Source organism: Cellulosimicrobium sp. SJTW-1 (assembly GCF_047716875.1).
GTDB classification, from domain to species: Bacteria; Actinomycetota; Actinomycetes; order Actinomycetales; family Cellulomonadaceae; genus Cellulosimicrobium; species Cellulosimicrobium funkei.
Window position 1 is genome coordinate 1,452,754 of sequence record NZ_CP136680.1, and the last position, 24,255, is coordinate 1,477,008.

Here is a 24,255-nt window from a genome sequence, read left to right on the forward strand (position 1 = left end):
TGACCATGAGCGACACGGTGCGTGACCAGCCAGGTTCCGACGACGGCGTGCCCCAGACGGGCAGCGGGTACCGCAAGGGTCCGGTGCTGCTGCGCGGGGACCAGATCCCGGGCCAGACGACGGACCAGCGCCTCCTCGACTCGCGGGGGAGCGCGGACTGGGTGCACTCCGACCCGTGGCGCGTGATGCGGATCCAGAGCGAGTTCGTCGAGGGCTTCGGGGCGCTCGCGGAGGTCGGCCCGGCCGTCTCCGTGTTCGGCTCGGCGCGCACCAAGCCGGACCACCCGGACTACGCGCTCGCCGAGGAGGTCGGGCGCCTCCTCGTCGACGAGGGCTTCGCCGTCATCACCGGTGGCGGCCCCGGCATCATGGAGGCGGCCAACAAGGGCGCGTCCGACGCCGGCGGCCTGTCGATCGGGCTCGGCATCGAGCTGCCGTTCGAGCAGGGGATGAACCGCTACGTCAACCTCGGCGTGAACTTCCGCTACTTCTTCGCCCGCAAGACGATGTTCGTCAAGTATGCCCAGGGCTTCGTCGTGCTGCCGGGCGGGTTCGGCACGTTCGACGAGCTGTTCGAGGCGCTCACGCTCGTCCAGACGCACAAGATCACCGAGTTCCCCGTCGCGCTCGTCGGGACGGACTACTGGACCGGCCTGCTCGACTGGGCGCGGACCGCCGTCGTGGGGCGCGGCATGATCAGCGAGCACGACCTCGACCTCGTCCACCTGTGCGACGACCCGGCCGAGGCCGTCGAGTACGTGTGCGACCGCGGCGCCGAGCTGCGCGCGGAGGAGCGCGAGGCGACCGAGGAGCTCGCCCGGGCGCAGGCCGGCGACGCGAGCTGACGGGCGCGGCACGATGACCGCAGGTCCCGGCGCGCCCGGCTCCGGCGGGGGCGAGCCGGGGGCGCGCCCGTCCGAGGGCGCGCCCGTCCCGCTGCCGCCGCTCGGGGTGCCGCCGCGCGGCACGTCGCTCGTGCTGCGCGGGCGCGAGCTCGACCGGCCCGCCGTGATGGCCATCGTCAACCGCACCGACGACTCGTTCTACGCCGGCGCGCGCCAGCTCGACGACCGCCAGGCGCTCGCCGCCGTCGAGCGCGCGGTCCGCGAGGGCGCCGAGATCCTCGACGTGGGCGGCGTGCGCGCCGGGGTCGGCCCGGAGGTCACCCCGGCGGAGGAGATCCGCCGCGTCGTCCCGTTCGTCGCCCGCGTGCGGTCGGAGTTCCCGGAGCTCCTCGTCAGCGTGGACACGTGGCGGGCCGACGTCGCGCACGAGGCGGCGCTCGCGGGCGCGGACCTCGTCAACGACACGTGGGCCGGGCACGACCCGCGGCTCGTCGAGGTGGCCGGGCAGCACGGGATCGGGGTGGTGTGCTCGCACACCGGGGGAGCGCGGCCGCGCACGGACCCCGTCCGCGTCGACTACCCGGCCCGTCCCGGAGCGGCCGATCCGCGCGACGGCGTCGTGCAGGACGTCGTGACGACGCTCCGGGCCGCGGCCGAGCGGGCGGTGTCGTGCGGCGTCCCGCGCGCGTCGGTGCTCGTCGACCCGACCCACGACTTCGGCAAGAACACGTGGCACTCGCTGCACCTGCTCCGCCGCACCGAGGTGCTCGCGGGGCTCGGCTTCCCGCTCCTCATGGCCCTGTCGCGCAAGGACTTCGTGGGGGAGACGCTCGACCTCCCGGCCGACGAGCGCCTCGAGGGCACGCTCGCGGCGACGGCCGTCGCCGCGTGGCTCGGCGCGCGCGTCTTCCGCGCGCACGACGTCGCGGCGACGCGCCGCGTCCTCGACCTGGTCTCCGCCGTCCGCGACGAGACGGCCCCGGCAGCGGCCCTGCGGGGCCTGGCGTGACGACGCCGCGCACGGCCGTCCTCCCCGCGGCGCGGGCGCGGCTGCTGCGGCCCGCCACCTGGCGGTGGTGGGTCCAGGTGCTCGTGGTGTACGCCCTGGCCCGGGCGGTGAGCGCCGTCGTCCTGCTCGTGGCCGCGCGGTCCCAGGAGCAGAACCTGTGGACCGACGCCGCGCCCTCGTACCTCGCCTACGTCGGCCGGATGTGGGACGCGAGCTGGTACGAGCAGGTCTACGCCTCCGGCTACCCGGACACGCTCCCCGTGGGCCCCGACGGCGCCGTGCAGCAGAACGTGTGGGCCTTCTTCCCGCTCTTCCCCGCGCTCGTCCGCGCGCTCGACGCGGTCACGGGGCTCGGCTGGGAGGTGCTCGCACCGACCGTCGCGCTCGCGTGCGGGGCAGGCGCGGCGCTCGTCGTCCATCGGCTCGTCGCGACGGCCGGGGCGGCCGCCGTCGAGCGCCGCCCGGGCCTCCCGCTCGCGACGGTGCTGCTCGTCAGCGTCTTCCCCTCCAGCCCGGTCCTCCAGGTCGCCTACACCGAGTCGCTCGCCCTGCTCCTCGTGGCCGGTGCGCTGCTCCTGCTCGCGCGGCGCCGCTACGCCGGGGCGGCGCTCCTCGTCGTGCTCCTCGGCTTCTGCCGCGCGGTCGCGCTGCCGATGACGGCGGTCGTGCTGTGGCACGGGTTCGCGCGGTGGCGCCGGGGGGACCTGCGCGGGCCCGACGCCGCCCGGCTGGGCGGGCTGCTGGTCGTCGCCCTCGGGAGCGGGCTCGTGTGGCCCTGGCTGTGCGGCGCGGTGACGGGCGTGCACCAGGCGTACTTCCGCACCCAGGAGGCCTGGCGCGGGGGCGCCGAGGTCGTGCCGTTCGTGCCGTGGGTGGACGTCTCGCGGTGGCTCGCGGGCGACGCCGGCCCGTGGCTCCTCGCGCTCGTCCTCGTGGTGGCCGCCGCGCTCGTGCTCAACCCGGTGGCGGCGCGTCTCGGCCCGGAGATGCACGCGTGGTCCGGGGCGTACCTGGCGTACCTCGTGGCGACGGTCCAGCCGGGTACGTCGCTCGTGCGCTTCCTCCTGCTCGCGTTCCCGCTCGGCGCGGTGACGGTCGGGTGGACGCGGTCGCGGGCGTGGCTCGCGGCGGTGACCGTCGCGTGCGTCGTGGGCCAGGTGTGGTGGGTCTGGTCGCTGTGGCGGCTGGTCCCGCCGTCGGGCTGGCCGCCGTGACCGGGACGCCCGGGATGTCGGCACGCGTGAACTAGACTGTCCCCCGGGCGTCGTCCGAGGTCGGACGCCCCTCCTCGCGCGTGCGGGGTGGACTCGGGACAAACGGAAATGGAGTGCCATCGATGGCTGCGATGAAGCCGCGGACGGGTGACGGACCGCTGGAGGTCACCAAGGAAGGGCGAGGCATCGTCATGCGGGTCCCGCTCGAGGGTGGCGGGCGTCTGGTGGTCGAGCTCAACGCGACCGAGGCCAGCGAGCTGGGTGAGGCGCTCCAGGCCGTGGTGGGCTGATTGCCCGCACGTGAGCGCCGGGTCTCCGGAACCTCGGAGATCCCGCGCGCGCTGCCGGAGGTGGTCGGTGCACGGGGCGCGCTGAGCGACGCCCCGCTCGTCGACGAGGCACAGGCCGACGCGGTCGTGGTCGCCGTCGCGCCGCCGCGCGAGGCGGAGGACGGGCTGCAGCCGCGCGCCGGCACGGTCGACGCGACCCTGCGGTACGGGGTCGACCTCGCCGAGCTGGCCGAGCGCGCGGGCGGCCCGGGCTTCCGCGGCGCGGCCGGCGAGGTCGTGCGCGTGGACCTGCCGCGCGCGCACGTCGGGTCCACGACCCGGCTGCCGTGGGCGGGCCTGCCGCCCCGCCTCCTGCTGCTCGGCGTGGGCGCCGGCACCGCGACGGACCTGCGCCGCGCCGGGGCCGCGCTGGCCCGTGCGTCCCGCGGCCTCGAGCGGGTCGTGAGCGCAGTGACCGCGGACGCCGGGGCGGCCGAGGTCCGCGCCTACGTCGAGGGCTACCTGCTCGCCGCGTACGCCCAGCCGCGCCGCGGCGACGCGCCCGCCGGCGCGCAGGACGCCGCCGCGCAGCTCGTGCTGCTCACGCCGCCCGACCGTCCCGACGTGGCGGCACCGATCGAGGCGGCGACCCGCGCGGCCGCCGCGACGTGGCTCGTGCGCGACCTCGCGAACACGCCGTCCGACGTCAAGGACCCGGCCTGGTTCGCCGACCGCGCGCTCGGGCTGGCCGACGCGCTCGGCCTCGACACCACCGTCCGCGGCCCCGCCGAGCTCGCCGCCGACGGCTTCGGCGCGCTCCTCGCCGTGGGCGCCGGTTCGGCCCGCGGGCCCCGGCTCGTCACCGTCACGTACGACCCCGCGGACCACGGCGTGACCCCGGCGACGGACCGTTCCGCGCCGCGGCACGTGGTCGTCGTCGGCAAGGGCATCACCTACGACACGGGCGGCCTGTCCATCAAGCCGCGCGAGGCGATGGTGCCCATGAAGACCGACATGGCGGGCGCCGCCGTCGCGCTCGCCGTCGTGCTCGGGGCCGCCCGCGCGCGCTCGGACCGGCGCGTCACCGCCGTGCTGCCGCTCGCGGAGAACCACGTCGGCGCGGCGTCGTACCGTCCCGGTGACGTGCTGCGCACGTGGTCGGGGCGCACGGTCGAGGTCGCGAACACGGACGCCGAGGGCCGCCTCGTCCTCGCCGACGCCGTCGGGTACGCCGTGCAGGAGCTCGCCCCGGACGTGCTCGTCGACGTCGCGACGCTCACCGGCGCGGCCAGCGTGGGCCTGGGTCGTGGTCACGGCGCGTTGTTCGCGACCGACGACGCTGTCGCCGACGCGCTCGAGGACGCCGCCCGCACGACGGGCGAGCGGGTGTGGCGCATGCCGCTCGTCGAGGACTACGCGGGTGCCCTGCGCTCCGACGTCGCCGACCTGCGGCACGTCCCGGTCGAGAGCCCCGGCGGCGGGGCCATCACGGCCGCCCTGTTCCTCCGGGAGTTCGTGGGCGACGTGCCCTGGGCCCACCTCGACGTCGCGGGACCGGCGCGCGCGACGGCCGACCGGCACGAGGTCGTGGCCGGGGCGACGGGCTTCGGCGCCCGGCTGCTGCTCGAGGCGCTCGACCGGCTCTGACCTGGCCGGTCAGCGGCGGACGGCGAGCAGAAGGCCGTCGCCGCTGGGCAGCAGTGCCGGCAGCACGCGCTCGTCGGACCGGAGCGACCGGCCGACCTCGCGCACGATCGTCGTCACCTCGTCGCGCCGCGCGGGGTCGGCGACGCGGTCGTGCGACAGCGCGCCGTCGACCGCCAGCACGCCTCCCGGCCGCAGGAGGCGCAGCCCCTGCTCGACGTACTCGGGGTAGCTGTGCTTGTCGGCCCCGACGAGGACGAGGTCGTACGCGCCGTCGGTGAGGCGGGGGAGCACGTCGCTCGCGCGGCCCGGGATCGTGCGCGTGCGGGACGCGGGCACGCCCTCCTCCGCGAACGCCGCCTTCGCCGCGCGCTGGTGCTCGACCTCGACGTCGATCGTCGTCAGCACGCCGTCGGCGGGCATACCGCGCAGGAGCCAGATCGAGGCGACGCCCGTGCCGGTGCCGATCTCGACGACCGCGCGGGCCGCGAGGGACGCGGCCAGGACCTGGAGCACGGCCCCGACGCCCGGGAGGACCGCGGGGCAGCCGAGCTCGGCCGCGCGGTCGCGCGCCCGCAGGAGGACCTCGTCCTCGGAGACGAACTCCTCGCTGTACACCCAGCTCGCCGCCTTGGCGCTGCGGTGGGTGCCGACGTCGCTGGTGATCAGGTCCTCCTGGTGGTCCGTCGTCCGGCCCCGGGGGCCGGGCCGGCACTGTCTCGGATCGTACCCGCCCCCTCCCACGCCGGCCCGTTCCCGCGCCGCGCGCGTGTGCACGGGCCGTGGACGTCGCGCGCACGTCCCGCGTGAGCCGGGGAACACGCGCCGGGGGCGGGACGTTCTTCTGGGACGATGGACCACGTGGACGACGCACGACCGAGGACCAGCACGCACGGCCAGCAGGACGCGGGCACGTGGGTGCCGCCGTCGTGGGACGCGATCGTGCGCGAGCACTCGGCGCGGGTCTACCGGCTCGCCTACCGCCTCACCGGCAACCGCCAGGACGCGGAGGACCTCACGCAGGAGACGTTCGTCCGGGTGTTCCGCTCGCTGTCGAGCTACACCCCGGGCACGTTCGAGGGCTGGCTCCACCGGATCACGACGAACCTCTTCCTCGACCAGGTCCGGCGCAAGCAGCGCATCCGGATGGAGGCCATGGGCGACGACGACGGGCACTACCCGGCGCGCGCCGAGGCCCAGCCGGAGCGCGGGTTCGAGCACGCGAACCTCGACCACGACGTGCAGCGCGCGCTCGACGCGCTCTCGCCGGAGTACCGGGCCGCCGTCGTGCTGTGCGACATCGAGGGCCTCTCCTACGAGGAGATCGCCGTCACGCTCGGCATCAAGCTCGGCACGGTCCGCTCGCGGATCCACCGCGCGCGCTCCCAGCTGCGCGCCGCACTGCCGCACCGCGACCCCGCGGAGCGTCCGGCGTCGGACGACGCACCGACGGCCGTTGGCGCCCGGGGGGCGGCGTGACCCATCTCGGCTCGCGGCTCTCCGCGCTCGTCGACGGGCAGCTGTCGCCCGCGGAGGCGGAGCGCGCCCTGGAGCACGTGGCCTGCTGCCCGCGGTGCGCGGCAGAGCTCTCCGCGGCCCGGGCGGCCCGGCGCGCGCTGAGCACGGCCGGGCCGGTGGAGCCGGCGCCGGACCTCGCCGCACGCCTGCTCGCGCTGTCCGCCCAGATCCCGCCGACGGACGGCGACCCGCTGCGCGCGGCGCCCGCGCCGAGCGACCCCTGGGCAGAGACCGCGACGCTCCCGCGCGGCGCGTGGAGCGGCGAGGTGCGCCGCGTCTCGCTCCGGCGGCGGGTCGTCGGCCTCGTCGTCAGCGGCGTCGGCGTCGCGGCGGTGGGCCTCTTCGCGCTGGGGGAGAGCCCGCTCGTCACGCCGGACCTGCACCGCAGCGACCCGCTCACCGTGCTCGCGCAGGCCGCACCCCGGGCCACGGGCGCGCTCGTCGTCGGCGGCGCGCGGACCGACGGTCCGGACGGCGGGTCGGGCGGGGGGACGGTCGCCGACGGCAGCGCGTCCGCCCTCGCGGCGCTCGCCGCGCAGGGCTGGACCTGCCCGACGCCGCTCCCCGAGGGCTTCCGCGTGACCGACGTGCGCGACGACGCGCGGCGCGGCGTGCTGGAGATCGACCTCGAGGCGCCGGGCGGGGAGGCGGTCGTGCGTGAGCAGACCGGCCTGCTGGACACGTCGGCGCTCGCGGGCGGCGAGACGTGGGACGTCGACGGTCGCCGCGTGCACGTGCTGTCCGAGGCGCCGTGGCACGTCGTGTGGCAGTCGGGCGACACGGTGATCGACGTCGTCGCCGACACCGAGCAGGAGACGGTCGCCGCCCTCGTGGCGGCGTTCCCGGCCCGTGACTACGATGCCGGGGTCCCGGCGCGCATCTCCCGGGGCTGGACGACCATGACAGGAGCGCTCGGCACCTCATGACCGACCCCCAGACCGGACCGGAGCAGCCCGGTCCGCGCGACGCCGCGCCGAACCCGTTCGCGCCGCCGTCGGCCTACCGCAGCGTGCCCGTCCCGCCGTCCGCCGAGGCCCCACGGCCCGCCGAGGCCCCACGGCCCGCTGAGGGCGCTGCGTCGGGCCACGCCGTGCCCGCGTACGGTCCGGGACCGGTCCCGCCGCCGCCCGCGGTGCCCGCGCCTGCGCAACCCTCGAGCGCGGGGCCCACGGACCCCTGGGAGCGGCTGAGCGCGTTCGGCCAGCCCGAGGCGCCGACGCGCCCGGGCGGGTCCGTCGACCCGACCCTCGTGGGCGTGCCCCGCGGAGCGGTCGGCACCGCCCCGCGACGCGGCCTGCGCCCGGCCGCCGTCGCGGGCGTCGCGGTGCTCGCGCTCGTCGCGGGCGCCGTCGGCGGCGTCGCGGCCGACCGCCTCGCCGACCCGCAGCCCTCCGGCTCGTCCGTCTCGGCGCTGCCGCCCGCGAGCGTCGAGCCCGGCGCGGACCGCCCCGACGGCTCGGTGGCGGACATCGCGGCGACCGTGCTGCCCAGCGTCGTCTCGCTCCAGGTCCGCGGGGCCGACGGCGTCGCGACCGGATCGGGCTTCGTGCTGCGGGAGGACGGCTTCATCCTCACGAACAACCACGTCGTCGCGTCGGCCGCCGACGGCGGCGACATCGTCGTGCTCTTCTCCGACGGGCACGAGAGCCCGGCCGAGCTCGTCGGGCGCACGGTCGACTACGACCTCGCGGTCGTCAAGGTCGAGGACTCGGGCCTCACGCCGCTCGCTCTCGGTGACTCCGACGAGGTGGTCGTCGGGGACCCGGTGGTGGCCATCGGTGCGCCGCTCGGGCTCAACGGGACCGTGACCACGGGGATCATCAGCGCGCTCAACCGCCCGGTCCAGGCGGGTGCCGCGGCGGAGACGGCGTTCATCAACGCGATCCAGACGGACGCCGCGATCAACCCCGGCAACTCCGGCGGCCCGCTCGTCGACGGCCGGGGCCAGGTGGTGGGCATCAACTCGGCCATCGCGCAGCCGCCGGGGAGCGGCGAGGCCACGGGCAGCATCGGGCTCGGGTTCGCCATCCCGTCGAACCAGGCCCGCCGGACCGCCGAGCAGCTCATCGCCGACGGCGTCGCGACGTACCCCGTGATCGGCGTGCTCCTCGACCAGCGCTACCAGGGCGAGGGCGTGCAGGTCTCGACCGACGCGCAGTCCGGGACGCCCGCCGTGACGCCCGACGGCCCGGCGGACGCCGCCGGGATCCGGCCGGGAGACGTGATCCTGTCCATCGACGGCCGGCCCGTCACCGAGTCGGACGAGCTCATCGTCGCGATCCGGGCGAAGGCGCCGGGGGACGCGGTGACCCTGCGCGTGCGGACCGGCGACCAGGAGCGCGACGTGCGCGTCGTCCTCGACGAGGCCACGAGCGAGTAGTCTGTCGGCGTGTTCGGGATCAACGGAGCCGAGTTCGTCGTGCTCCTCATCGTGGCGGTCGTCGTCATCGGTCCCGAGCGCCTGCCGCGCTACGCGGAGCAGCTCGGGGCGTTCGTGCGGTCGGCGCGGGGCTACCTGCGCGACGCGAAGTCGCGCGTGGACGCGGAGCTCGGCGAGGAGCTGTCGGACGTCGACTGGGCCAAGCTCGACCCGCGCCAGTACGACCCGCGCCGGATCGTCCGCGAGGCACTCCTGGACGACGACCCCCTGCCCGAGCGCGTCTCCCCGCCCCGCCCGGCCGCTCCCGTCGCGCCGACGGGGCCCGCCCCGTTCGACGACGAGGCCACCTGACCCCGTCGTCCGACCGCGGTACGACGGCGATTCGTTCCGGCGCCCGAGCACCTGTCAGAATGGGGCAATGTCCATCGAGGCGACGCACATCGGTCCGGCACCGGTCCCGGAGACCACGCAGGAGCCCGGGAGCCCGACGGGCACCCGGCCACGGATCCTCTCGGGCATGCAGCCCACCGAGGACTCGCTGCAGCTCGGGAACTACATCGGTGCGCTGCGCCAGTGGGTCTCCCTCCAGGACGCGTACGACGCCCTGTACTGCGTCGTCGACCTCCACGCGCTGACGGTCAACCCGGACCCGGAGCGGCTCCGCGAGCGCACCCGCCGCACGGCCGCCCAGTACCTCGCCGGCGGCGTGGACCCGGACCGCTCGGCGCTGTTCGTCCAGTCGCACGTGCCGCAGCACGCCGAGCTGTCGTGGGTGCTGTCGTGCCAGACGGGCTTCGGCGAGGCGGGCCGCATGACCCAGTTCAAGGACAAGTCCGCGAAGCAGGGCGCCGACGGAACGACCGTCGGGCTGTTCACGTACCCCGTGCTCATGGCGGCCGACATCCTGCTCTACGACGCGGCGCTCGTGCCGGTCGGCGAGGACCAGCGCCAGCACCTCGAGCTCACCCGTGACCTCGCGGAGCGGCTCAACGCCCGCTTCGGCGACGGGACCGCCGTCGTGCCGGAGGCCCACATCGTCCGGTCGGTCGCGAAGATCTACGACCTCCAGGAGCCGACGGCGAAGATGAGCAAGTCCTCGTCCAACGGCAAGGGCGTCATCTGGCTGCTCGACGACCCGAAGGTCGCCGCCAAGCGGATCCGGTCGGCTGCGACCGACTCCGGCACGGAGATCCGCTACGACCCGGTCGCCAAGCCCGGCGTGTCGAACCTGCTGACCATCTACTCGGCGCTCACGGGGCGGGACGTCGAGGCGATCGCCGCCGAGTACGACGGCCAGGGCTACGGGCGCCTCAAGGTGGACCTGGCGGACGTCGTCGTCGACTTCCTCGTGCCGTTCCAGGAGCGCGCGAACACCTACCTGGCGGACCCGGCCGAGCTCGACGCGGTGCTCGCGCGCGGCGCGCAGAAGGCCCGCGAGATCGCGGCCGGCACGCTCGCCCGCATCTACGACCGCGTCGGCCTGCTGCCCGTGGGCGGGACGACCGCGTGAACCTCCCGGAGCGCGAGCCCCACCAGGTGCGGATCGGCATCGCGATCGAGGTGCCCGAGCCGTTCGCGACGCAGCTCCAGGACGCGCGCGCACGGTTCGGCGACCCGCTCGCGCGGTCGATCCCGCCGCACGTGACGCTCCTCGGCCCGACGGTCCTGGACCGCACCGCGCTCGACACGGCGCGCGCGCACCTGGCGGAGGTCGCGTCGACCGCGGCGCCGTTCCGCCTCCACCTGCGGGGGAGCGCGACGTTCCGGCCCGTCTCGCCCGTGGTGTTCGTCCAGGTGGTCGAGGGCATCGCGGAGTGCGAGCACCTCGAGAGCGCGATCCGCACCGGCCCGCTCGCCCAGGACCTGCGGTTCAACTACCACCCGCACGTGACCGTCGCGCACGAGGTGCCCGAGGCCGCGCTCGACGCGGCGTTCGACCAGATGGCGACCTACGACGCGCAGTTCGACGTCGCCGGCTTCTCGCTCTACGAGCACGGGGACGACGGCGTCTGGCGCCCCGAGCAGGTGTTCCCCCTCGGCGCGGATGCCGCGGGAGCGACCGCCTCGTAGGGTTCGGGGCGTGACGTCGCCCCGCCCTGCCGCCCCGCGCGTCGTCACGCCCACGCGCGCGCGGGTGGACGCGCTCGTCGAGCGCTGGAAGGACAGCCGGCCCGGCCGCGCGACCTACCGCTACCTGTACGCGCGCGGTGCGCTCCTGTGCGGCGGCATCGCGTACTCCGCGCTGTTCTCGCTGTTCGCCGCGCTGACGATCGGCTACACCGTCTTCATGCGGGTCCTGGGCGGGCGCGAGGAGCTCATGGACGTCGTCTTCGGCGAGATCAACGAGCTCGTCCCCGGGCTCATCGCCCTCGACGGCGAGCCCGGCGAGATCCGGCCTGACCAGCTCCTGCTCGACTCCGGGCTCAGCGTCACGAGCGTCGTCGCGGGCGTGGTGCTGCTCTTCTCCGTCGTGTCGTTCATGTACCACCTGCGCGGCGCCGTGCGGACCATGTTCGGCGTGAGCGACGTCGGCCAGAGCCCCGTGCTCGCCCGGGCGCGCGCCCTCCTCGGGTTTTTCCTGCTCGCGCTGTTCCTCCTCGTCTCCGCCGTCGCCGGCATCGCCGTCACGTCCCTCGGCAACCAGATCCTCGAAGCGATCGGCCTCTCCGGCGGGCCCGCCGTCCTCGTCACCGGTGCGGGCCTCGTCGTGAGCGTCCTGCTCGACGCGCTCGTCGTGGTCGTCGTCGTGCGGCTCCTCGCCGGGGTGCAGGTCCGACGCCGCGACCTCCTCGTCGGATCGCTAACCGCCGCCGTCGGGTTCGGCGTGCTCCGCTACCTCGGGTCGTCGTTCGTCGAGAGCAGCGCCACGCGGAACGCCCTCCTGGCGTCGTTCGCCGTCCTCGTGACGCTGCTGCTCCTCGTCAACTTCACCGCGCGCATCCTCCTGGCCGTGTGCGCGTGGATGGCGAACCCGCCGCGCCCGCCCGACCCGGTGCCCGACGGCGCCCGGCACGCGCGCGACGGCCGTCCCGAGCTGCCCGTGCTCGACGGCGACCCCCCGGCCGACGGCCGCCACCTCCGGGCGCCCCGCCACGCCGTCGAGAGCGCGCGCGACGACGTCCAGAAGAGGCGCGACGCCGTCGAGGGCACGCGCGACGCCGTCGTCCCGTCGCCCGAGGAGCACCTCCGCGCTGGTCACGGGTCGCACCGCCCGTGGAGCCCCCTGGTCCGCGGAATCCGCCGGGGCCGCCTGCCGCGCGGGACGTGACCGCCGCGCTCGGGCGGCGGGACGAGATCGGCACGCGCTGCCGAGATCTGCACGTGCGGCTGCCGATCTGGGCCGCAGATGCCGATCTCGGTCGAGACTGCCGATCCCGGCCGTGGGTGCCGATCGGTGCGGGGCCGCGTGGGCGCGGCGTCACCCGGGGACGACGAAGGGCGCCGACCGTCCGGTCGGCGCCCTTCGGGGCGGTGCGGGGGTGTCAGAACGCGCGGGTGATCATCGCGCGCTTGACCTCCTGGATCGCCTTCGTGACCTCGATGCCGCGCGGGCAGGCCTCGGTGCAGTTGAAGGTCGTGCGGCAGCGCCACACGCCCTCCTTGTCGTTGAGGATCTCCAGGCGCTGCGTGGCGCCCTCGTCGCGGCTGTCGAAGATGAAGCGGTGCGCGTTGACGATGGCGGCGGGGCCGAAGTACTGGCCGTCGGTCCAGAACACCGGGCAGGACGACGTGCACGCGGCGCACAGGATGCACTTGGTCGTGTCGTCGAAGCGCTCGCGCTGCGCGGCGGACTGGAGGCGCTCCTTGCTCGGCTCGTTCCCGGACGTGATGAGGAACGGCATGATCTCGCGGTAGGACGCGAAGAACGGCTCCATGTCCACGACGAGGTCCTTGACCACGGGCAGGCCCTTGATGGGCTCGACCGTGATCGGCTTGTCGGGGTTGACGTCCTTGAGGAGCGTCTTGCACGCGAGCCGGTTGCGGCCGTTGATGCGCATCGCGTCCGAGCCGCACACGCCGTGCGCGCACGAGCGGCGGAACGTCAGGGAGCCGTCGTGCTCCCACTTGATCTTGTGCAGGGCGTCGAGCACGCGGTCGGTGCCGTGCGCCTGGACGGTGAACTCGTCCCAGTACGCCTCCTCGCCGTGCTCCGACTCGGGGGAGTAGCGGCGGACGCGGAGCGTGACCTCGAACGAGGGGATCTCCCCGGCCTTGGGCTCGGCGGCCGGGCTCTCGAGTGTGGCAGTCATCAGTACTTCCGCTCCATGGGCTCGTACCGGGTCTGGGTGACGGGCTTGGAGCCCAGGGCGACCTTGTAGCCGTCGAACTGCTCGACGTGGTCGAAGTAGCCCGCGACGTGCCCGTCGGCGACGTCGCTGGCGGACGTCGGACGGCGGTAGGCCATCGTGTGCAGCATGTAGTTGGCGTCGTCGCGGTCCGGGAAGTCCTCGCGGTAGTGGCCGCCGCGGGACTCCTTGCGGTTGATCGCCGCGACCACGGTGACCTCGGCGATGTCGAGGAGGAACCCGAGCTCGATCGCCTCGAGGAGGTCGGTGTTGAAGAGGCGGCCCTTGTCCTGCACGGACACGTTCTTGTAGCGCTTCTGCAGGTCGCGGATGTCCGCGAGGGCCTGGTTGAGCGACTCGCCCGTGCGGAACACCTGGGCGTTGGCGTCCATGGTGTCCTGGAGCGCCTTGCGGACGTCGGCGACGCGCTCGCCGTCGGGACGGTTGCGCATCTCCTCGAGCTGCGCGACGACGGCCGCGGCGGGGTTCTCCGGGAGCTCGCTGTACGACGCGGTCGCGGCGTAGGCGGCGGCCGTGCGGCCGGCGCGCTTGCCGAAGACGTTGATGTCGAGCAGCGAGTTGGTGCCGAGACGGTTGGAGCCGTGCACGCTGACGCACGCGACCTCACCGGCGGCGTAGAGGCCCTTGACGACGTTGTGGCTGTCGCGCAGCACCTCGGCGTCGACGTTCGTCGGGATGCCGCCCATCGCGTAGTGCGCCGTGGGGTACACGGGCACGGGCTCGGTGTACGGCTCGATCCCGAGGTAGGTCCGGGCGAACTCGGTGATGTCGGGGAGCTTGGCGTCGATGTGCGCCGGCTCGAGGTGCGTGAGGTCGAGCAGGACGTAGTCCTTGTTCGGCCCGGCGCCGCGGCCCTCGCGGACCTCGTTCGCCATGGACCGGGCGACGATGTCGCGCGGCGCGAGGTCCTTGATGGTGGGGGCGTAGCGCTCCATGAAGCGCTCGCCGTCCGCGTTGCGCAGGATGCCGCCCTCGCCGCGGGCGGCCTCCGACAGGAGGATGCCGAGGCCCGCGAGGCCGGTCGGGTGGAACTGGAAGAACTCCATGTCCTCGAGCGGCAGGCCGCGGCGGTAGGCCAGGGCCATGCCGTCGCCCGTGAGCGTGTGCGCGTTGGACGTCGTCTTGAAGATCTTGCCCGCGCCACCGGTGGCGAAGATGATCGCCTTCGCCTGGAGGACGTGGATCTCGCCGGACGCGAGGTCGTAGGCGACGACGCCGGTCGCGGTGACCGTCTCGTCGTCGGGGATCTCGCCCGCGGAGAGGTCGTGGTCGGTGATGAGGTCGAGGACGTAGAACTCGTTGAAGAACTCGACGTCCTGCTTGACGCACTGCTGGTAGAGCGTCTGGAGGATCATGTGACCGGTGCGGTCCGCGGCGTAGCACGAGCGGCGCACCGCGGCCTCGCCGTGGTTGCGGGTGTGCCCGCCGAACCGGCGCTGGTCGATGCGGCCCTCAGGCGTGCGGTTGAACGGCAGGCCCATGCGCTCGAGGTCGAGGACGGCGTCGATGGCCTCCTTGGCCATGATCTCCGCGGCGTCCTGGTCGACGAGGTAGTCGCCGCCCTTGACCGTGTCGAACGTGTGCCACTCCCAGTTGTCCTCCTCCACGTTCGCGAGCGCGGCGCACATGCCGCCCTGCGCGGCGCCCGTGTGCGAGCGCGTGGGGTAGAGCTTGGAGATGACGGCCGTCCGGACCTTGCCGGACGACTCCAGCGCCGCGCGCATCCCGGCGCCGCCTGCGCCGACGATGACGACGTCGTACTGATGGGTTTGCATCGGGGTCGATGCCTCCTGGGAGAGAGCCGGGTGGAGCGAGAGGAAGACGGGGGCGTGCGGTGGTGCGGTGCTCAGGCCGTGCAGAACGACGCGAGCAGCTCGGCCGGGGCGTTCGCGGGGCAGGGCTCGAACGTGAAGATCACGAGCGTGCCGAGGACCGTGACGATCGTGAAGGCGAGGTACAGCGCGAGCTTGAGGACGAGGCGAGTGCCGTCACGCTCGGCGTAGTCGTTGATGATCGTGCGGACGCCGTTGGTGCCGTGGAACATGGCGAGCCACAGCATGAGCAGGTCCCAGATCTGCCAGAACGGCGAGGCCCACTTGCCGGCGACGAAGCCGAAGTCGATCGCGTGCACGCCCTCGCCGACCATGAGGTTGACGAACAGGTGCCCGAAGATGAGGACGATCAGCACGACGCCGGAGGCGCGCATGAAGATCCAGCTGTACAGCTCGTAGTTGCTGCGCGTGGCCTTGCGGCGCTTGTACGGGTCGCGCGGGCTCGCGACCTCGACCGTGGGTGCGGCGGCCATCAGTGCCCCCCTCCGAAGACGTTCATCAGGTGGCGCGGCAGGAACCCGGCCATCGTCACGACGAACAGGCCGACGACGACCCAGAGCATCGTGCGCTGGTACCGCGGGCCCTTGGACCAGAAGTCGACCAGGATGATGCGGATGCCGTTGAAGGCGTGGAAGACGATGGCCGCGACCAGGCCCGCCTCACCGATGCCCATGATCGGCGTCTGGTACGTCCCGATGACGGCGTTGTACGCCTCGGGCGAGACCCGCACGAGCGCCGTGTCGAGCACGTGCACGAGCAGGAAGAAGAAGATGAGCACGCCGGTCACGCGGTGCGCGACCCACGACCACATGCCTTCGCGGCCGCGGTAGAGCGTGCCGGCTGGTGCACTGGGCACTTTGGGGGCCTCCTGTGGCGAGATCAGGGGGAGATGTCACGTTCCGGCCGTGGTCCGGAACTCCCTCAGTCCGGACCCCGGGACCGTCGTCGGCATCGGTCTCAGGGCTTCCACCATAGTGACATCGACGTCATGATGCGGACCGCCGGGGGCGGCGGATCGGCCCCCTGCCGTGGGTTTGTGACTGATCCCACAGCCCGCGGGGGAACTGCGGCCCTCACTATGCTGGCCCTCATGGCCTCTTCGCCGCACGACTCCTCCGGCCCGTCCGGGTCGCCGATCCCCGGCTTCTTCGCCGTCGTCCCCGCGGGAGGCGCCGGCACCCGGCTGTGGCCGCTCTCGCGGGCGGGCTCCCCGAAGTTCCTGCTCGACCTCACCGGCTCGGGGCGCTCCCTGCTCCAGGCGACGGTCGACCGGCTCGTGCCGCTCGCGGGGGAGCAGGGCGTCGTGCTCGTCACGGGCGACCGGCACGTCGCGGCGGCGCGCACGCAGCTCCCGGGCCTGCCGGCCGAGAACGTGCTCGCGGAGCCGTCGCCCCGGGACTCGATGGCGGCCATCGGGCTCGCCGCGGCGGTGCTCGAGGCGCGGCACGGCGACGTCGTCGTCGGGTCGTTCGCCGCGGACCAGGTGATCACGGGTCGTGCCGCCTTCGAATCCTCGGTGCGCGAGGCGGTGGAGGCGGCGCGCGCCGGGTACGTCGTGACGATCGGCATCGCGGCGTCGCGGCCGTCGACGGCGTTCGGGTACGTGCACAGCGGCGCCCCGCTCGGCGTCGCGGGGGCGCCGACCGCGCAGCACGTGCGCGGCTTCACGGAGAAGCCGGACGCCGCGACCGCGCAGCGCTACCTCGCGTCCGGGGAGTACCGGTGGAACGCCGGCATGTTCATCGTGCGCTCGTCCGTGCTCCTCGGGCACCTCGCGGACCAGCGCCCCGAGCTGCACGACGGCCTGCGCGCGATCGCGGCCGCGTGGGACGGCCCCGACCGCGACCGCGTGCTCGCGGAGCGGTGGCCCGCGCTCGAGCGGATCGCGATCGACCACGCGGTGGCCGAGCCGGTCGCCGCGGTCGGGGGCGTCGCCGTCGTCCCCGGCACGTTCGGGTGGGACGACGTGGGCGACTTCAACTCCCTCGCCGCCCTCCTCCCGTCCGTCGACGGGGCGGGGTCCAAGGTGCTCGGCGACACGGGGCGCGTCGTGCGCCGCGAGAGCGCGGGCTCGGTCGTCGTGCCCGCGAGCGACCGGGTCGTGACGGTCCTCGGTCTCGACGACGTCGTCGTGGTCGACACCCCCGACGCGCTCCTGGTCACGACGCGGGCGCGCGCGCAGCAGGTGAAGTCGATGGTCGACACGGTGCGCGAGCTCGGGATGGACGAGCTCCTGTGAGCGCCGACGTGACCCTCGCCGCCCGCATCGGGGCCGCCGTCGCGCGCCACGTGGACGAGGTCGTGGCGATCCGCCGCGACATCCACGCCCACCCCGAGGTCTCGCGCGCCGAGACGCGCACCACGGCGCTGCTCGCCGACCGCCTGCGCGCGGCGGGACTCGAGCCGCGGCTCCTGCCGGGCACGGGGCTCGTGTGCGACGTCGGCCCGGAGCCTGGCACGACCGCCGCGGGCGTGCCCGACGGCGCGGCCGTCCCGGAAGGCCGCGTCGCCCTGCGTGCGGACATCGACGCGCTGCCGCTGCAGGACCGCTGCGGCCTCCCGTGGGCGTCGACCGTGCCGGGGGTCGCGCACGCGTGCGGCCACGACGTGCACACGGCCGTCGTGCTCGGTGCCGGGCTCGTGCTCGCGGACCTGCACGCGCAGGGCGAGCTGCGCCGCGGCGTGCGGCTCGTGCTCCAGCCCGCCGAGGAGGTCCAGCCGGGAGGGTCGCTCGACGTCCTCGCGGCCGGGGCGATGGACGGGGTCGACGAGATCTACGCCGTGCACTGCGACCCGAAGGTCGACGTGGGTCGCATCGGCACGCGGATCGGCCCGATCACGTCGGCGTCCGACGAGGTCTCCGTGACGATCGCCTCCCCGGGCGGCCACACGTCGCGACCGCACCTGACCGGCGACGTGGTGTACGCGCTGGGCCAGGTCATCACGCAGGTCCCCGCGGTGCTCGGCCGTCGGCTGGACCCGCGCTCGGGCGTGAACCTCACGTGGGGCGCCGTCCACGCGGGCTCCGCGCACAACGCCATCCCGAGCACCGGGACGGTCCGCGGCACCCTGCGCTGCCTGGACGTGCGCGCGTGGGAGTTCGCGGGGCAGGTGCTGCACGACGCGGTGGAGCAGGTCGTCGCGCCGTACGAGGTCGAGGTGACCGTGCACCACACGCGGGGCGTCCCGCCCGTCGAGAACGACGAGCGCTGCACCGGCCTGCTCGAGGCTGCCGCGCGCGACGTCCTGGGCCCGGACAGCGTGGTGCTCACCGAGCAGTCGCTCGGGGGCGAGGACTTCGCCTGGTACCTGACGAAGGTGCCCGGGGCGATGGCCCGCCTCGGCACGCGGACGCCGGGCGGGCGCAGCTACGACATCCACCAGGGCGACCTCCAGGTGGACGAGCGCGCGATCGGCCTGGGCATGCGGCTCCTCGCGCGCGTCGCCGCGGGCCAGGACGGGTGAACCGGTCCCGACCCGTGGACAGGGGTGTGTCACGCCTCAGACGCAAAGTGACGCTTGCATAACGAAGCGCCCGCGTTACCGGCAAGTAACGTGCTGGACCCCTCGGGCTGATTAGTCTTCGGTCCTATAGAGGCCGACGGACCGGTCCTCCCGTGCAACGGTGCTCGGGAGGGCCCAGGGGTCCTTCCCTGCGCGGCACTGCTACGAGAACGACAGGAGCTATCAGGTGAAGAGAGCGACTCAGGTCACCGCCCTCGCGGCGGTCGCCGCGCTCGCGCTGGCCGCGTGCGGCGCCGCGCCCGAGGACGACGAGACCACCGGCGGCGGCGACAGCACCGCGGGCGGCAACTCCGACTTCTCCGCGTGCATGGTCTCCGACGCCGGCGGGTTCGACGACCAGTCCTTCAACCAGTCGGGCTACGAGGGTCTCGAGAAGGCCAAGACGGAGCTCGGCATCACGACGCACGAGGTCGAGTCCCAGGCGGACACCGACTACGGCCCGAACATCGACAGCCTCGTCCAGCAGGGCTGCAACCTCATCATCGGCGTCGGCTTCCTCCTCGAGGACCCGATCCAGTCGGCGGCCGAGGCCAACACGGACGTGCACTTCGCCCTCATCGACTCGGCGTTCAGCAACCCGGGCGCCACGGCGGACGACCCGCCGGAGCCGGTCGAGATCGACAACGCGAAGCCGATCCTGTTCAACACCGCGGAGGCGGCGTTCCTCGCCGGCTACCTCGCGGCGGGCATGACGGAGACGGGCACGGTCGCCACGTTCGGCGGCATCCAGATCCCGTCGGTCGCCATCTTCATGGACGGCTACGTCGACGGCGTCGCGCAGTACAACGAGGACAACGGCACCGACGTCAAGGTCCTCGGCTGGGACAAGGAAGCGCAGACCGGCACGTTCACGGGCGACTTCGACAACCAGGCGAACGGCCAGAACGTCACGCAGGGCTTCATCGACCAGGGCGCGGACATCATCATGCCCGTCGCCGGCCCGGTCGGCCTCGGTGCCGCCGCGGCGGCCGAGAGCGGCGGCGCGAAGATCATCTGGGTCGACTCGGACGGCTTCCTCACGACGGACTACGGGAGCATCATCCTCACGTCCGTGATGAAGCAGATCGGCCCGGCGGTCTTCGACACCGTGAGCGAGTCGGCGGACGGCAACTTCACGAGCGAGCCGTACGTCGGCACGCTCGAGAACGAGGGCGTCGGCCTGGCGCCGTTCCACGACTTCGAGGACGCGGTCCCGGCCGAGCTGCAGGACCAGCTCGCCCAGTACCAGGAGCAGATCATCGCGGGCGACCTCGTCGTCGAGTCGCCGAACGCGCCGTGACGCGACGCTGAACCCGCCGGCCGCCCACGGGCGACCGGCACCGGTGGCCCGGGCCCAGCGCCCGGGCCACCGTCATGACGACGACGGTGTCGTCGGGGCCGCGACGACGCGCCGCGCTCCCGCGGGTGCGGTTCGATGGAGTACCTCGACGGGATCGAGGTCGACACCGCGGTACGACTGCGAAGCACGAGGAGAGGCAGACCGGTGAAGCTGGAGCTGCGAGGGATCACGAAGGTCTTCGGGTCCCTGGTCGCCAACGACCACATCGACCTGGTCATCGAGCCCGGCGAGATCCATGCCCTGCTCGGGGAGAACGGGGCGGGCAAGAGCACGCTCATGAACGTGCTGTACGGGCTGTACGACCCGGACGACGGGCAGATCCTCGTCGACGACGTGCCCGTGCAGTTCGCCGGCCCGGGCGACGCGATGGCCGCCGGCATCGGCATGGTGCACCAGCACTTCATGCTGGTCCCGGTGTTCACGGTCGCCGAGAACGTCGCGCTGGGGCACGAGCCCGTGAAGGGCGCGGGTCTCATCGACGCGCGGCGCGCGCGCCGCCTCGTCCAGGAGATCTCGGACCGGTTCGGGTTCGAGGTGAACCCGGACGCGATGGTCGAGGACATCCCCGTCGGCGTGCAGCAGCGCGTCGAGATCATCAAGGCCCTGTCGCGCGACGCGCGCGTCCTCATCCTCGACGAGCCGACCGCGGTCCTCACACCGCAGGAGACGGACGAGCTCATCGCGATCATGCGCGAGCTCAAGGCCGCGGGGACGTCGATCGTCTTCATCACGCACAAGCTGCGCGAGGTGCGCGCCGTCGCCGACCGCATCACGGTCATCCGCCGCGGCAAGGTCGTCGGCACCGCCGACCCGAGCGCGAGCGAGACCGAGCTCGCGTCCCTCATGGTCGGGCGCTCCGTCTCCCTCGGGGTCGACAAGGCGCCCGCGGAGAACGGTGACACCACGTTCCAGGTCGACGAGCTCACGGTCATGGACGACGCCGGCACGGCCGTCGTCGACCGCGTGAGCCTGGAGGTCGCGCGCGGCGAGATCCTCGTCGTCGCGGGGGTCCAGGGCAACGGCCAGACCGAGCTCACGGAGACGATCGTCGGGCTGCGCAAGCCGGTCGCGGGCTCGATCCTGCTCGACGGCAAGGAGCTCGTGGGGCGCAGCGTGTCCCAGGTGCTCGAGGCGGGCGTGGGCTACGTGCCCGAGGACCGCAGCACCGACGGGATCATCGGGACGTTCTCCGTCGAGGAGAACCTCGTGCTCGACCTCGTGACGTCCGCGCCCTACTCGCGCGGCGGCGCGCTCGCGCGCGGCACGATCCGCGCGAACGCCGAGCAGCGCATCGGCGAGTTCGACGTGCGCACCCAGTCGGTCGAGACCCCGGCGGGCACGCTCTCCGGCGGCAACCAGCAGAAGGTCGTCCTCGCGCGCGAGATGTCGCGCCCGCTGCGCCTGTTCATCGCGTCGCAGCCGACGCGCGGCCTCGACGTCGGCTCGATCGAGTTCGTGCACCGGCGCATCGTGCAGGAGCGCGACAACGGCACGCCCGTGATCATCGTCTCGACCGAGCTCGACGAGGTGCTCGCGCTGGCCGACCGGATCGCCGTGATGTACCGCGGCCGCGTCGTCGGGGTCGTGCCCGGCGACACCGATCGCGACGTCCTCGGCCTCATGATGGCCGGGGTCCCGCTCGAGGAGGCCGTCGTGCAGGCCGCCGAGCACCACACGACCCTCGGCGAGGCGGACGCCGTCGCCGAGGACGCGCCGTCGGGCGCCGCGCAGGACGCGGCCGCCGCCCGCGAGGAGGAGATCCAGTGACCCAGCAGGCCACGCCCGACGACGCGTCGGCGCTCCCGCCGACGGCCGCACCGCCGAGCGACCCGCAGAAGCCGGAGGCGCCCGCCGGGCAGGGCGTCCTGCGCGAGATGCTCGAGAGCAGCTGGCTCGTCTCGCTGCTCGCGATCGTCGCCGCGCTGATCCTGGGCGGCGTCCTCATCGCGGCGGCCGACCCCGCGGTCCAGGAGGCGGCGTCCTACTTCTTCGCGCGCCCGTCGGACTTCTTCCAGGCCGTCTGGGACGCGGTGTTCGGCGCGTACGCCGCGCTCTTCCAGGGCGCGGTCCTCAACGTCGACGCGCCCGACGTCTCGCGGGCGCTGCGCCCCCTCACCGAGACGATGACGGTCGCGACGCCGCTCATCCTCGCGGGCCTCGGGCTCGGCATCGGCTTCCGCGCGGGCCTGTTCAACATCGGTGCGCAGGGCCAGATCATCCTCGGCGGCATCTTCGCCGGGTTCGTCGGCTGGACGTTCGCGCTCCCGCCGGGGCTGCACCTCCTGCTCGCCGTGCTGGGCGCCGCGCTCGGCGGGGCGCTGTGGGCGAGCATCGCGGGCGTGCTCAAGGCCCGCACGGGCGCCCACGAGGTGATCGTCACGATCATGCTCAACAACATCGCGATCTACCTCGTCGCGTACCTGCTCACGACGAAGCCGTTCCAGGCGCCGGGCAGCTCCAACCCGATCAGCCCGCGCATCCCGGGGAACGCGCAGTTCCCGCTGCTGCTGGGCGAGGGCTTCCGCCTCCACGCGGGGTTCGTCCTCGCGCTGCTCGTCGCGGTCGGCGTGTGGTGGCTCATGGAGCGCTCGACGCTCGGCTTCCGCTTCCGCGCCGTCGGCGAGAACCCGCACGCGGCCCGGACCGCGGGCATGTCGGTCCCGTGGACGACGGTGTGGGTCATGGCCATCGCGGGCGCGCTCGCGGGTCTCGCGGGCAGCGCGCAGGTGCTCGGCACGGAGCACGTGCTCACCGCGGGCGTCGCGGCGAGCTTCGGGTTCGACGCGATCACGGTGGCGCTGCTCGGGCGGTCCCGTCCGCTCGGGACGGTGCTCGCCGGCCTGCTGTTCGGCGCGCTGCGCGCGGGCGGGTTCGTCATGCAGGCCCGCACGGGCACGCCGATCGACATCGTCCTCGTCGTGCAGTCGCTGATCGTGCTCTTCATCGCCGCGCCGCCGCTCGTGCGGGCGATCTTCCGCCTCCCGACCCCGGGCGGCCCGACGCGCGCCGAACGGCAGGCAGCCCGCCGCCGCGCGAAGGCCGTCCCGACCACGACGACCACCCAGGAGGCCGGAGCATGAGCACCGCGACCACCACCCCGGCACCGGCCGCCGCGCCGGAGCGCGCGGCCAAGCCGCTGCCGCCCATCAGCTGGAAGGCCCCGGTCGCGTACGGGGTCATCGGGCTGCTGGCCCTCGTCTTCTTCGCGCTGCTCCCCGCGGGCGGCCAGCAGACGACGTTCCGCCTCTCGACGGCGAAGGACTTCTTCCAGATCGAGCCGATCACGGTGAGCTCCACCGGGGCGGCGCTGTTCCTGTCGATCCTCGCGCTGCTGCTCGCGGGCCTGTCGTTCTGGGCCGCGCGCGACCGGCGCAAGGTCGGCGTGTGGCTGCCGATCGTGTACGGCGTCGCGGTCGTCTTCGCGTTCCTCTCCTGGGCCGGGGCCGGGAAGTCGGCGATCCCGCTGACGGGCCTGCTCCAGGGCTCGCTCTTCCTCGCGGTCCCGCTCGTGTTCGGCGCGCTCTCCGGCGTGCTGTGCGAGCGCGTCGGCATCATCAACATCGCGATCGAGGGCCAGCTCCTCGCGGGGGCCTTCCTCGCCGCGGTCGTCGCCTCGCTCACGTCGTCGGCGTACGCCGGCCTCATCGCCGCGCCGATCGCGGGCGCGCTCGTGGGCGTGCTGCTCGTGATCTTCTCCGTGAAGTACTGGGTGAACCAGATCATCGTCGGCGTCGTGCTCAACGTGCTGGTCGTCGGCGTGACGAGCTACCTCTACTCGACGGTCCTCAGCGCGGACCCGGCGACGTGGAACTCGCGCAACCCGCTGCCCGTCATCGAGATCCCGGTGCTGTCGCAGATCCCGGTCGTCGGGCCGGTGCTGTTCCGCCAGACCCTCCTCGTGTACCTCATGTACGTGGTCGTGATCCTGCTGCAGGTCTTCCTGTTCCGCAGCCGCTGGGGCCTGCGCCTGCGCGCGGTCGGCGAGCACCCGAAGGCCGCCGACACCGTCGGAATCAAGGTCAACGCGACGCGCGTGCGCAACACGATCCTCGGCGGCGCGGTCGCCGGCCTCGGCGGCGCGTTCTTCACCGTCGCCGCGGGGCTCGCCTTCGGCAAGGAGATGACGGGCGGCAAGGGCTTCATCGCGCTCGCCGCGATGATCCTCGGGCGCTGGAACCCGGTCGGCGCGCTCGTCGCGGCGCTCCTGTTCGGGTTCTCGGACAACCTCCAGACGGTGCTCGGCATCGTCGGGACGCCGATCCCGAGCCAGATCATGCTCATGACGCCGTACGTCGTGACGATCTTCGCCGTCGCCGGCCTCGTCGGGCGCGTGCGCCCGCCGGCCGCCGAGGGCATCCCCTACGTCAAGTGAG

The 24,255-nt window shown here is 73.8% G+C and carries 23 protein-coding genes; 18 read left to right on the forward strand and 5 right to left on the reverse strand.

The features are described 5' to 3' along the window. Nucleotides 1–5: 5 nt before the first annotated feature. The 5 genes from RSE42_RS06540 (at nt 6) to RSE42_RS06560 (ending at nt 4,984) form a co-directional block, all read left to right on the forward strand. Nucleotides 6–845: a TIGR00730 family Rossman fold protein gene (locus RSE42_RS06540; RefSeq protein ID WP_137280218.1), complete on the forward strand. Its 840-nt coding sequence runs from the start codon at nt 6–8 to the stop codon at nt 843–845. Nucleotides 846–858: 13 nt separating this feature from the next. Then, the gene (gene folP / locus RSE42_RS06545; RefSeq protein WP_396050924.1) at nt 859–1,854 is read left to right on the forward strand and encodes a dihydropteroate synthase; all 996 of its coding nucleotides are present in this window, start codon (nt 859–861) and stop codon (nt 1,852–1,854) included. Further along, complete coding sequence (locus RSE42_RS06550; protein ID WP_415298303.1) at nt 1,851–3,068, forward strand: hypothetical protein; 1,218 nt, start codon at nt 1,851–1,853, stop codon at nt 3,066–3,068. The genes folP and RSE42_RS06550 overlap by 4 nt, the downstream gene beginning before the upstream one ends. A 122-nt stretch (nt 3,069–3,190) precedes the next feature. Next, nucleotides 3,191–3,358 (forward strand): DUF3117 domain-containing protein, encoded by a 168-nt coding sequence (locus RSE42_RS06555; RefSeq protein ID WP_064506638.1) that lies wholly within the window; start codon nt 3,191–3,193, stop codon nt 3,356–3,358. Nucleotides 3,359–3,418: 60 nt separating this feature from the next. After that, nucleotides 3,419–4,984, forward strand: a complete 1,566-nt coding sequence (locus tag RSE42_RS06560) for a leucyl aminopeptidase family protein (RefSeq protein WP_233140237.1) — start codon at nt 3,419–3,421, stop codon at nt 4,982–4,984. Between the two features lie 9 nt (nt 4,985–4,993). On the opposite strand, the gene RSE42_RS06565 is transcribed toward RSE42_RS06560, so the two are convergent. Beyond that, entirely contained in the window at nt 4,994–5,599 is a 606-nt protein-coding gene (locus RSE42_RS06565) for an O-methyltransferase (protein ID WP_043659884.1), read from the reverse strand. A gap of 243 nt (nt 5,600–5,842) precedes the next feature. Here RSE42_RS06565 and sigE point away from each other — a divergent pair, with 243 nt between their 5' ends. The 7 genes from sigE to RSE42_RS06600 all read left to right on the forward strand — a co-directional run bounded on the left by sigE (nt 5,843) and on the right by RSE42_RS06600 (nt 12,147). After that, complete coding sequence (gene sigE / locus RSE42_RS06570) at nt 5,843–6,460, forward strand: RNA polymerase sigma factor SigE (RefSeq protein WP_051028660.1); 618 nt, start codon at nt 5,843–5,845, stop codon at nt 6,458–6,460. Then, entirely contained in the window at nt 6,457–7,425 is a 969-nt protein-coding gene (locus RSE42_RS06575) for a zf-HC2 domain-containing protein (protein WP_043659881.1), read from the forward strand. Before sigE ends, RSE42_RS06575 begins: the two co-directional genes overlap by 4 nt. Next, nucleotides 7,422–8,879, forward strand: coding sequence for a S1C family serine protease (locus RSE42_RS06580; RefSeq protein ID WP_137280224.1), 1,458 nt, complete (start codon nt 7,422–7,424; stop codon nt 8,877–8,879). Before RSE42_RS06575 ends, RSE42_RS06580 begins: the two co-directional genes overlap by 4 nt. A 9-nt stretch (nt 8,880–8,888) precedes the next feature. Next, nucleotides 8,889–9,230 carry a twin-arginine translocase TatA/TatE family subunit gene (locus tag RSE42_RS06585; RefSeq protein ID WP_034651176.1) on the forward strand — a complete coding sequence of 114 codons (342 nt, stop codon included), beginning with the start codon at nt 8,889–8,891 and terminating at the stop codon, nt 9,228–9,230. Between the two features lie 67 nt (nt 9,231–9,297). Then, on the forward strand, nt 9,298–10,389 hold the full coding sequence (gene trpS / locus RSE42_RS06590; protein WP_081599752.1) for a tryptophan--tRNA ligase: 1,092 nt from the start codon (nt 9,298–9,300) through the stop codon (nt 10,387–10,389). After that, entirely contained in the window at nt 10,386–10,949 is a 564-nt protein-coding gene (locus tag RSE42_RS06595) for a 2'-5' RNA ligase family protein (protein WP_085388256.1), read from the forward strand. The genes trpS and RSE42_RS06595 overlap by 4 nt, the downstream gene beginning before the upstream one ends. A 10-nt stretch (nt 10,950–10,959) precedes the next feature. Beyond that, complete coding sequence (locus RSE42_RS06600; protein ID WP_415298308.1) at nt 10,960–12,147, forward strand: YihY/virulence factor BrkB family protein; 1,188 nt, start codon at nt 10,960–10,962, stop codon at nt 12,145–12,147. Nucleotides 12,148–12,361: 214 nt separating this feature from the next. On the opposite strand, the gene RSE42_RS06605 is transcribed toward RSE42_RS06600, so the two are convergent. The 4 genes from RSE42_RS06605 to sdhC form a co-directional block, all read right to left on the reverse strand. Then, nucleotides 12,362–13,129, reverse strand: coding sequence for a succinate dehydrogenase iron-sulfur subunit (locus tag RSE42_RS06605; protein ID WP_034651163.1), 768 nt, complete (start codon nt 13,127–13,129; stop codon nt 12,362–12,364). Beyond that, nucleotides 13,129–14,961: a succinate dehydrogenase flavoprotein subunit gene (sdhA, locus tag RSE42_RS06610; RefSeq protein ID WP_415298310.1), complete on the reverse strand. Its 1,833-nt coding sequence runs from the start codon at nt 14,959–14,961 to the stop codon at nt 13,129–13,131. The genes RSE42_RS06605 and sdhA overlap by 1 nt, the downstream gene beginning before the upstream one ends. Before the next feature lie 71 nt (nt 14,962–15,032). Further along, nucleotides 15,033–15,491, reverse strand: a complete 459-nt coding sequence (locus tag RSE42_RS06615; protein WP_021481378.1) for a succinate dehydrogenase hydrophobic membrane anchor subunit — start codon at nt 15,489–15,491, stop codon at nt 15,033–15,035. Then, nucleotides 15,491–15,874: a succinate dehydrogenase, cytochrome b556 subunit gene (gene sdhC, locus RSE42_RS06620; RefSeq protein WP_021481379.1), complete on the reverse strand. Its 384-nt coding sequence runs from the start codon at nt 15,872–15,874 to the stop codon at nt 15,491–15,493. The genes RSE42_RS06615 and sdhC overlap by 1 nt, the downstream gene beginning before the upstream one ends. Before the next feature lie 234 nt (nt 15,875–16,108). Between sdhC and RSE42_RS06625 the strand changes: the two genes are divergently transcribed. The 6 genes from RSE42_RS06625 to RSE42_RS06650 all read left to right on the forward strand — a co-directional run bounded on the left by RSE42_RS06625 (nt 16,109) and on the right by RSE42_RS06650 (nt 24,254). After that, nucleotides 16,109–17,257: a mannose-1-phosphate guanylyltransferase gene (locus RSE42_RS06625; protein WP_114552702.1), complete on the forward strand. Its 1,149-nt coding sequence runs from the start codon at nt 16,109–16,111 to the stop codon at nt 17,255–17,257. Further along, nucleotides 17,254–18,483: an amidohydrolase gene (locus RSE42_RS06630; RefSeq protein ID WP_076405241.1), complete on the forward strand. Its 1,230-nt coding sequence runs from the start codon at nt 17,254–17,256 to the stop codon at nt 18,481–18,483. The genes RSE42_RS06625 and RSE42_RS06630 overlap by 4 nt, the downstream gene beginning before the upstream one ends. A 226-nt stretch (nt 18,484–18,709) precedes the next feature. Next, nucleotides 18,710–19,822, forward strand: coding sequence for a BMP family protein (locus RSE42_RS06635; protein WP_396050935.1), 1,113 nt, complete (start codon nt 18,710–18,712; stop codon nt 19,820–19,822). 204 nt (nt 19,823–20,026) lie between these two features. Next, nucleotides 20,027–21,649 (forward strand): ABC transporter ATP-binding protein, encoded by a 1,623-nt coding sequence (locus RSE42_RS06640; RefSeq protein ID WP_354806079.1) that lies wholly within the window; start codon nt 20,027–20,029, stop codon nt 21,647–21,649. Further along, a complete protein-coding gene (locus tag RSE42_RS06645; protein ID WP_076405246.1) occupies nt 21,646–22,962 on the forward strand; it encodes an ABC transporter permease in 1,317 nt (438 codons plus the stop codon). The genes RSE42_RS06640 and RSE42_RS06645 overlap by 4 nt, the downstream gene beginning before the upstream one ends. Then, complete coding sequence (locus tag RSE42_RS06650; RefSeq protein ID WP_034651148.1) at nt 22,959–24,254, forward strand: ABC transporter permease; 1,296 nt, start codon at nt 22,959–22,961, stop codon at nt 24,252–24,254. The genes RSE42_RS06645 and RSE42_RS06650 overlap by 4 nt, the downstream gene beginning before the upstream one ends. Nucleotide 24,255: the final 1 nt, after the last annotated feature.